The sequence below is a fragment of the Methylobacterium marchantiae genome (assembly GCF_042679825.1).
Lineage (GTDB): Bacteria > Pseudomonadota > Alphaproteobacteria > Rhizobiales > Beijerinckiaceae > Methylobacterium > Methylobacterium marchantiae.
In genome coordinates this window covers 1-8,232 of sequence record NZ_JBHTND010000057.1, presented here as the reverse complement: position 1 = coordinate 8,232, position 8,232 = coordinate 1, and the positions used below count along the sequence as shown (strand labels likewise).

The 8,232-nt window shown below is 67.7% G+C and carries 7 protein-coding genes and 2 pseudogenes; 4 read left to right on the top strand and 5 right to left on the bottom strand.

Annotated elements, in window-relative coordinates:
• Nucleotides 1–102, top strand: a pseudogene (locus tag ACFQ4G_RS21580) (IS481 family transposase); the annotation flags it as partial.
• Between the two features lie 123 nt (nucleotides 103–225).
• On the opposite strand, the gene ACFQ4G_RS21575 reads toward ACFQ4G_RS21580, so the two are convergent.
• Together ACFQ4G_RS21575 and ACFQ4G_RS21570 are read right to left on the bottom strand one after the other, a co-directional pair.
• Nucleotides 226–651, bottom strand: coding sequence for a hypothetical protein (locus tag ACFQ4G_RS21575; RefSeq protein WP_238209209.1), 426 nt, complete (start codon nucleotides 649–651; stop codon nucleotides 226–228).
• A 214-nt stretch (nucleotides 652–865) separates the two neighbouring features.
• The gene (locus ACFQ4G_RS21570; RefSeq protein WP_238209210.1) at nucleotides 866–2,209 is read right to left on the bottom strand and encodes a dicarboxylate/amino acid:cation symporter; all 1,344 of its coding nucleotides are present in this window, start codon (nucleotides 2,207–2,209) and stop codon (nucleotides 866–868) included.
• 314 nt (nucleotides 2,210–2,523) lie between these two features.
• On the opposite strand from ACFQ4G_RS21570, the gene ACFQ4G_RS21565 reads away from it, so the two are divergent.
• The 3 genes from ACFQ4G_RS21565 (at nucleotide 2,524) to lpxD (ending at nucleotide 7,173) form a co-directional block, all read left to right on the top strand.
• The gene (locus ACFQ4G_RS21565) at nucleotides 2,524–4,410 is read left to right on the top strand and encodes an ATP-binding protein (protein ID WP_238209211.1); all 1,887 of its coding nucleotides are present in this window, start codon (nucleotides 2,524–2,526) and stop codon (nucleotides 4,408–4,410) included.
• A complete protein-coding gene (locus ACFQ4G_RS21560; protein WP_379041077.1) occupies nucleotides 4,407–5,765 on the top strand; it encodes a sigma-54-dependent transcriptional regulator in 1,359 nt (452 codons plus the stop codon). The genes ACFQ4G_RS21565 and ACFQ4G_RS21560 overlap by 4 nt, the downstream gene beginning before the upstream one ends.
• Nucleotides 5,766–6,126: 361 nt before the next feature.
• Nucleotides 6,127–7,173, top strand: coding sequence for a UDP-3-O-(3-hydroxymyristoyl)glucosamine N-acyltransferase (gene lpxD / locus ACFQ4G_RS21555; protein WP_379041075.1), 1,047 nt, complete (start codon nucleotides 6,127–6,129; stop codon nucleotides 7,171–7,173).
• Here lpxD and ACFQ4G_RS21550 read toward each other — a convergent pair.
• The 3 genes and pseudogenes from ACFQ4G_RS21550 to ACFQ4G_RS21540 form a co-directional block, all read right to left on the bottom strand.
• Nucleotides 7,127–7,471 carry a lysozyme inhibitor LprI family protein gene (locus ACFQ4G_RS21550; RefSeq protein WP_238209212.1) on the bottom strand — a complete coding sequence of 115 codons (345 nt, stop codon included), beginning with the start codon at nucleotides 7,469–7,471 and terminating at the stop codon, nucleotides 7,127–7,129. The genes lpxD and ACFQ4G_RS21550 overlap by 47 nt on opposite strands.
• A gap of 234 nt (nucleotides 7,472–7,705) precedes the next feature.
• Nucleotides 7,706–7,957, bottom strand: a complete 252-nt coding sequence (locus ACFQ4G_RS21545; protein ID WP_238209213.1) for a hypothetical protein — start codon at nucleotides 7,955–7,957, stop codon at nucleotides 7,706–7,708.
• 178 nt (nucleotides 7,958–8,135) lie between these two features.
• Nucleotides 8,136–8,232: pseudogene (locus ACFQ4G_RS21540) on the bottom strand (CsbD family protein); the annotation flags it as partial.

Genomic DNA, 8,232 nt, shown 5'->3' with positions numbered 1-8,232 from the left:
TTCCGCTACAACTGGCAGCGCCCTCACATGGGCATCAACCGACAAACACCCATCAGCCGACTCCGCCTCTCCGAGGACAACCTGTTGATGCTCCACAGCTAGGCCACCGCTCCACTCGGCGGCTTCGACGGACCATGAAGCCCCTGCCGTCGAACAGGACGGGGTATTATCCTACAAAAAAGGAGCCGCCTTTCGGCGACTCCCTTCTCGACGTCCGATCCAGGATCAGTAGCCGTAATAGCCACCGCCATATCCGTAGGCCGGAGCGTAACCACCACCGTAGCCGTAACCGCCGCCGTAATAGCCCACGGGTCGCCCGTAGCCGTAACCACCGCCGTAGCCATAGCCGCCATTGTAGGCGCCCGCCGCGATGGCGCCCGCCGCGAGACCGGCGATGCCAAGGCCGATGACCGCGCCCGGTCCGATGCCGCGGCGCCCGTAGCCGTAACCACGGCCGTACCCGCCACCGAAGCGACGATAGCCGCCGCCATAACCCCGGCCGTACCCGCCACCGAATCGACCGTAGCCGCCATGGCCGAAGCCGCCGTGACCGTATCCGCCGCCATGACCCCAGCCACGAGCCTCAGCGGGCGCCGCTGCCAGTGCGCCAAGGCTGATGGCCGCGGCAGAGAGGATTGCGAGCTTGCGCATGCGAAATGTCCTGTTGTGAGGGATATGTTCGCTAACGGAATGGAACGCAGGCCGTTCCAATCGGCCCCTGCGCGATAGGACGCATACCCGGGACGGGCATCCGCGAACCGCCCGGTTTCCGAACGGCGGAGGGCATGCCGGACCCCGTGTGGTCCGGCATGCCCTTGATGATGTCGTTCGGCCGGATGAGTCCAACCGGCCGGGGGTCGCGCGATTATTCGGCCGGTTGGAGAGCCGGCATGTCGCTCTCCAACGGCATCGGGTTGCCGCCCAGAGCCGCAGCGAGTTTGACCTCGTCCACTTCACCTTCCCAGCGAGCGACGACGATGCAGGCGACCGCGTTGCCGATGAAGTTGGTGAGCGCGCGGCATTCGGACATGAACCGGTCGACGCCGAGAATCAGCGCCATGCCGACCACGGGCACCGAAGGCACAACCGCCAAGGTCGCGGCGAGGGTGATGAAGCCCGAGCCGGTGACGCCCGCGGCACCCTTCGAGGACAGCATCGCCACGAGGAGCAGGAGGCCCTGCTCGCCCCAGGTCAGGGGCGTGTCCGTCGCCTGGGCGATGAAGAGCGCCGCCATCGTCATATAGATGTTGGTGCCGTCGAGGTTGAACGAGTAGCCGGTGGGCACGACGAGACCGACGACGGGCTTGGAGCAGCCGGCCCGCTCCATCTTCTCGAGGAGCGAGGGCAGAGCCGATTCCGAAGAAGAGGTGCCGAGGACGAGGAGCAGCTCTTCCTTGATGTAGCGGATGAGCTTCAGGATCGAGAACCCGTTGTAGCGGGCCACGAGGCCGAGCACGCCGAGGACGAAGATCGCCGAGGTCAGGTAGAAGGCGCCGACGAGGTAGGCGAGGTTGGCGAGCGAAGCGATGCCGTACTTGCCGATCGTGAAGGCCATAGCGCCGAAGGCACCGATGGGGGCGACCTTCATGATGATGTTGACGACGCCGAAGATGGCTTCCGACAGCACCTTGATGATGTCGAGCACCGGCTTGCCGCGGTCGCCCAGGAAGGCGAGGCCGAAGCCGAACAGCACCGAGAAGAACAGGACCTGAAGGATCTCGCCGCCTGCGAACGCACCCACCGCCGTGGAGGGGATGATGTTCATCAGGAACTCGACGATGCTCTGCTCCTTGGCCTTGCCGGCGTAGCTGGCGATCGACTTCGGATCGAGAGTCTTCGGGTCGATATGCATGCCCGCGCCCGGCTGCACCACGTTCGCGACGATGAGGCCGACGATGAGCGCCAGGGTCGAGAAGGTGATGAAGTAGAGCAATGCCTTGCCGCCGACGCGGCCGACCTTCTCGAGATTGGTCATGCCGGCGATGCCGGAGACCACGGTGAGGAAGATCACCGGCGCGATGATCATCTTGACGAGCTTGATGAAGGCGTCGCCGAAGGGCTTCATCTCCGATCCGAGCTGCGGATAGAAGTGACCCAGCAGGATGCCGATCGCCACGGCAAGGAGAACCTGGAAGTACAGGGTGCGGTAGAGCGGCTTGGGCTTTGACGGCGGATGCGGTGCGGTGAGCGGTGACGGTACGGCAGCCATGACGGGCTTCTCCCTTCGGATAGATCGGTGCGGGTTGGATCGGAAGACCGGGCTGGGCCCGGCTTCGTCCACTCTTGGTCTTGGCTTTCGGGGCTCGGCCCCTCCGGCAGCCAGCCCTGCGATGGGTGCAGGCCTGCGTTACGCTCTAGGAATGGCAACCCGCGTGCCAGCTGCGGAACTCCTGAAATATTTCGTTAAGATGTTGATTCGAGACATATTTTTCCGATGAATGCAGATCGCCTTCGCGATGGTGTTGCGGTGATCCGCACGCATGCGCGAAATCCTGTCCGGGATTCCGCACCGAGGCAGGGCGCATGAGGTCGTCTCTTTCCCCGCCGGATGGAACCGGGCCGGGACACCGTCCGCGGAAGCATCGTGGGCTCATCCTCGTCGCCAGCCTCGCCCTGGTGCTGATCGCGGCCTGGCTCGCGGGACGGACCGCCGAACGCTGGGCATTGGCGGATCTGCGGCGCACGGCGCAGGCGGTCCTGGCGCTTCAGGTGAGCGCATTGCGGGCCGAGATGCAGAAGCAGGCCTCGCTTCCCCTCGCCCTCGCGGCCGATCCCGAAATCGCCGCGGTAATGGGGCAGGCCCCCGCACAAGCCCTGGTCGACCGGGTGAACCGGCGCCTCGAACAGGTGGCGGCCGCCACCGGCTCGGCGGTGATCTACGTCATTCGGCCCGACGGGATCACCGTGGCGGCGAGCAATGCGGAGGCCGAGCGCAGCTTCATCGGCCGCGATTACGCGTTCCGGCCTTATTTCCGGCAGGCCATGGCCCAGGGTGCCGGATCTCAGTTCGCCCTCGGGACCGTGAGCGGACGGGCCGGCCTCTATCTCGCCAGGCGGATCGGGGAAGCCGGCGGCGTCGTGGTGGTGAAGATCGAGTTCGACGGCGTCGAGGTCGCGTGGCGCCAATCGGGCAACGGCGTGTTCGTGGCCGATACGAGGGGCATCGTCCTGGTGGCGAGCGACCCCGCCTGGCATTTCACGACATTGCGCACCATCGACGATTCCGAACGGCGCCGCATCCGCGAGGCACTGGAATTCGGCGAGGCGCCGCTCTCGGCCTTCCCGCTTCATCCCATCGCGGACAGCCCTGGCCTCGTTCGCATCGGCCAGGGATCGCGGCCGGCGCGGACGGCGCTGATGCTCGACGCGGAGATCCCCGGGACCGAGTGGCGTCTCCATACCCTGACACCGGTGGGACCGGCGGTGGAACGCGAGCGGGTCCAGGCCTGGATCATCGCGGCGCTCGCCACCGGCTTCGCCTGCCTCGGAATCGCGACCATCGCCGGCCGGCGCCGACGCGTCCGGCAGCGGCTCGCACAAGCCTCGGCGCAGCGCGAGGAACTGGAGTGCAGCGTCCGCGAACGGACGCAGGAACTCACCGACGCCAACAGGATGCTGCGCCTCGAGATCGAGGAACGCCGGCGGGCGGAGGCCGAGCGCGAACGCCTCGGCCGCGAACTCGCCCAGGCCGGCCGGCTCGCGGCCCTGGGCCAGTTCGCCGCCAGCATGGCGCACGAGATCAACCAGCCGCTGGCCGCGATCCGCGCCTATGCCGACAATGCGGCGATCCTCGTCCGGCGCGGCCGTGGAGAGGAGGCCGCGGAGAACGCTTTCGCCATCGGACGCCTCACCGACCGCATCGGCGGGCTGACCCGCCAGCTCAAGGGATTCGCCCGGCGTTCCTCGCCACGGCGGGAGCCCGTGGCGTTGGCCGACATCCTCGCCAACAGCCTGGAACTCGTGGAGGCGCGGGCGAAATCCGCCGGCATCGGGCTCTCGGCCGAGGCTCCGCCCGCCGGTCTGCAGGTGCTCGGAGACGGTCAGCGCCTCGAACAGGTCGTGGTCAACCTGCTTCAGAACGGCCTCGACGCGGCGGCGGGAAGCACCGACCCGCGCGTGTCGATTCTGGTACGGGACGCGCGCGAAGGCCGCGTGGCGATCGAGGTCCGGGACACCGGACCGGGCCTGCCCGAGCTCGTCCGGGCCCAGGTGTTCGATGCCTTCTTCACCACCAAGGCCGACGGCCTCGGCCTCGGCCTCGCCATCGCCCGCGGAATCGTCGAGGATTGCGGCGGCAGCCTGAACGCCGCGAACGATCCGGCCGGCGGCGCGATCTTCCGGATGGAACTGGCGAAAGCTCCGGTGCCGGCGGGGTCTATGGAGGCGGAGTTCGTGGAGGCGGCGAAGTGAGCGTGCATGAGCCGGCGGGTGAAACGGCCGAACGGGTCGTCTTCATCGACGACGAGGCGGATGTCTGCCGCGCCAACCGCCAGAGCCTCGAACTCGACGGGTTCACGGTGGAGACCTTCGGGGCCGCCGGGCCGGCGCTCGCCGCGATCCTCGCCGACCCGCCCGGCCTCGTCGTCACCGACGTGCGCCTGCCGGACCTCGACGGCATCGCGCTGTTCGCGCGCATCAAGGCGATCGATCCGGAACTGCCCGTCATCCTGATCACCGGCCATGGCGACATCCGCATGGCGGTGGGTGCCATGCGCGACGGAGCCTACGACTTCCTGGCCAAGCCCTACCCGGCGGAATCCCTCGTCGCCTCGGCACGCCGTGCCCTGGGACGCCGGAGGCTCGTCATCGAGAACCGGACCCTGCGCGCCCGGCTCGAGGCGGCGGTGGAGGAAGACCCCGCCTTCCTCGGCATCTCGCCAGAAATGGTGCGCCTGCGCCGCCTCGTGCGCGAGGTCGCCAATGCCGATGTGGACGTGCTCGTCTTCGGCGAGACCGGATCGGGCAAGGAGGTGGTGGCGAGCGCCCTGCACCGCTGGAGCCGCCGCGCCGCCCGGAACTTCGTGGCGATGAATTGCGGCGCGCTGCCCGACAGCGTGGTCGAGAGCGAACTCTTCGGCCACGAGGCCGGCGCCTTCACCGGCGCCCTCAAGCGCCGGGTCGGCCGGATCGAGCATGCGCAAGGCGGCACGCTGTTCCTCGACGAGATCGAGAGCATGCCGCTCGGCCTTCAGGTGAAGTTCCTGCGCGTGCTGCAGGAGCGGACGGTGGAACCACTCGGCACCAACGAGATCCGCCCCATCGACATGCGGGTGGTGGCCGCGACTAAGGTCGATCTCGGCCAGGCGGCTGCGCAGGGCACGTTCCGCGACGATCTCTACCATCGCCTGAACGTCATCACGATCGCGATCCCGCCGCTGCGCGACCGCCGCGAGGACGTGATGCTGCTGTTCCAGGAATTCCTGAACCGGGCCGCGTCACGCTTCGGACGGGAGCCCGCGGCGATCACCCCGGCCGTGCGCGACCATCTGCGCCGACACGACTGGCCCGGCAACGTGCGCGAGCTCGGGCATTTCGCCGAGCGTCATGCCCTGGGACTCGGCCAGCACGATGCCCCTGCGCCAGAGGCAGCGAGTTCGGAAAGTCTCTCCGAACAGGTCGACCGGTTCGAGCGCGGCCTGATCCGCGAGGAGCTGATCATGGCGGCCGGCGACGTGCGCATCGCCGCCGAATCCCTCGGCACGCCGCGCAAGACCCTGTACGACAAGATCGCCCGCCACGGCCTGACGCCGACGGATTACCGCTAACCTCGGCGCATCCGTTGGGAGCGAGCCGGGCGCTCCTTCTCCAACGGTGCCGTTAGACACGTACCTGCGCGTTCCATTGGCGCACAGCATCGACGCTCAGGGCGAATTCGCCGTCATGCGGCCTCGCCGGAGCGAGGACCGATCAAGCGGGCCTCGCGACATGCGCGATTCCCGGACAGTTCCGCCGGTCGCGGCGAGCGAGATCCCGCCGGGCGGCAAAGCGCCCGACCCGCGAATGAACCTCGTTCGCTGTTCGCCCGACCGTCCTCATCCCGAAACCCATGCTCGCCTCGACATCCATGCTCGCCTCGACATCCCTGCCGATCCCGATTTCCAAGACCATCCGGAAACGAGCCCCTCCGTGCCCTTGCAGAATGAACCGAGCGGCCTTGCCCTGATCGACCTGCTCAAGGCCGTGGGCGCCACGGCTCCGCCATCGACGAGACCACCGCTGATGCTGAGCGGTGGCGCGAGCCTGGAGACGGCCGAGTCCTGGAACGTCGCCTACATGGATCACGCCCGCTATGCCGAGGCGCTGCGCGAAACCAGGGCCGGCGCGTGCATCCTGCCGGAGCGCTTCGCCCATCTCGTCCCCGCAGGCACCGTGGCCATCGTGGTGCGGGATCCGCATACCGCCTTCGCCAAGGTCCTCGCCCGGCTTCACCCCGACCTCATGCGGCCGCCGCCGCATCTCGCCGAGACCGGCATGCAGGCGGGCAGTTTCGTGCATCCCTCCGCCCGCATCGGGGATGGGGTCACCCTCGATCCGACGGTGGTCATCGGCGAAGGCGTGGTCCTGGGGGACGGCACCAGTGTCGGCGCGCATACCGTCATCGGACCGGACGTGAGCATCGGCCGCGATGGCGCCATCGGCTCCGGCGTCACCATCGTCCGCTGCGATCTGGGGGATCGCGCCATCGTCCATCCCGGTGCCCGTATCGGCCAGGATGGATTCGGCTTCGCCATGAGCGCACAGGGCCATCTCAAGGTGCCGCAGACGGGACGCGTGGTGATCGGCCACGACGTCGAGATCGGCGCGAACACCACGATCGACCGCGGAAGCTGCCGCGACACGATCATCGGAGACGGCACGAAAATCGACAACCTCGTCCAGATCGCCCACAACGTCCGGATCGGACGGCATTGTGTGATCGTCGCGCAGGTCGGCATCGCCGGATCGACCATCCTCGAAGACTATGTCGCCGTCGGTGGGCAGAGCGCGATTGCCGGCCATCTCCGCATCGGTCTTGGGGCGCAGCTCGCCGCGGCCTCGCGGGTCATGCGCGACGTCCCGGCCGGCGAGCGCTGGGGCGGAATGCCGGCCAAGCCGCTGCGGACCTGGTTCCGCGAACAGACCGCCCTCAAGGACCTCGCCGCACATCGGCTCGGATCGCCGCCCCGGCGCTGAACAAGGGCGTAGCGGGAGACGTCAAAGCGTCAATGCAGAGGGGGTAGCGGCTCAGGATCTCGTCCCTGCGCTGCACGGTCTTGTCGTAGCGGCAGGCATAGCCGGTGACCGTGGCTCCGCTGCCGTTGTTCCACTCGCTGAGGACGAGATCGCCGCAATCGACATCGCGGAACGCGATCCAGGCGCGTTGGGCAGCGGTGAGCGGAGCCTTCCAGGCGGCCTTGGCTTTCGCATCCTCGCCGCGATCGTCCTGATCGATCACCGCCAGCGCCTTGCGGTAAGCGGCGTTGAGCGACACGTCGGCGCCGTCGAGCGCCTTGTGAAGGCAGGCCTGGGTGCCGACGTCGGATGTCTCGCTGGCGAAGAGCTTGGCCGATGGCTAGTCGGCGAGTACGGCCGTCGCGAATCCGGCCAGGCACAGGAGCAGAGCGAGACCGACGCCATGATAGGGACGCCCCCCTTTACGCATCGGCGAAGGACTCGGATCATGCACTGTCATGAAGAGCGGCTCTCAGAATCGAACGGGCGATCCTCAGAAGCGGCGCTCCTTACGGTCCGGGTTCGGTCCGGTGCCGTGATAGCTGGCCATGCAGGCGTGATAGATCTGCGAGCCGAGATCGTAGAGACCGAGGTTGCTCGGGTTCGGCGCGCTGAAAACCTGCGCCCTGGCCTGCTCGCGGCAGGCGGCATCCTGTGGGCTCTGGATCGGCGGTTCGGCCACCTGCTGCGCCAACGCCGCCCCCATGAAGGCCAGCAGGAGGATCACGGTCGATGTCATGCGCATGGGATCGGGTCCTGCCGCTGAAGAGAGCGGCCATCAGCATATCGGCCCGAAAAGCCGATGCAAGGCAGGCGATCCTCTCCAAGGCGGATATAAAGGAGGGATTGTGAAGGTCCGCTCGTGGACGGTCACGAGGCGGGGGAATGGGTCGGGGACCGCCGAGGACGGTCCCCGATGACATTCATCGTTTGCCGGTGGCTTTGTCGACCAGGGCGGACACGCCGTCCTTGGCCTCGCCGACGGTGCGTTGCGCCTCGCCCTTGAGTTCCTGGGCCTTG

What these genes read in the sequence shown, in the direction of transcription:
- ACFQ4G_RS21575 (WP_238209209.1), bottom strand. Translation starts at nt 651, where the DNA reads ATGCGCAAGCTCGCAATCCTCTCTGCCGCGGCCATCAGCCTTGGCGCA.
- ACFQ4G_RS21570 (WP_238209210.1), bottom strand. Translation starts at nt 2,209, where the DNA reads ATGGCTGCCGTACCGTCACCGCTCACCGCACCGCATCCGCCGTCAAAG.
- ACFQ4G_RS21565 (WP_238209211.1), top strand. Translation starts at nt 2,524, where the DNA reads ATGAGGTCGTCTCTTTCCCCGCCGGATGGAACCGGGCCGGGACACCGT.
- ACFQ4G_RS21545 (WP_238209213.1), bottom strand. Translation starts at nt 7,957, where the DNA reads ATGCGCATGACATCGACCGTGATCCTCCTGCTGGCCTTCATGGGGGCG.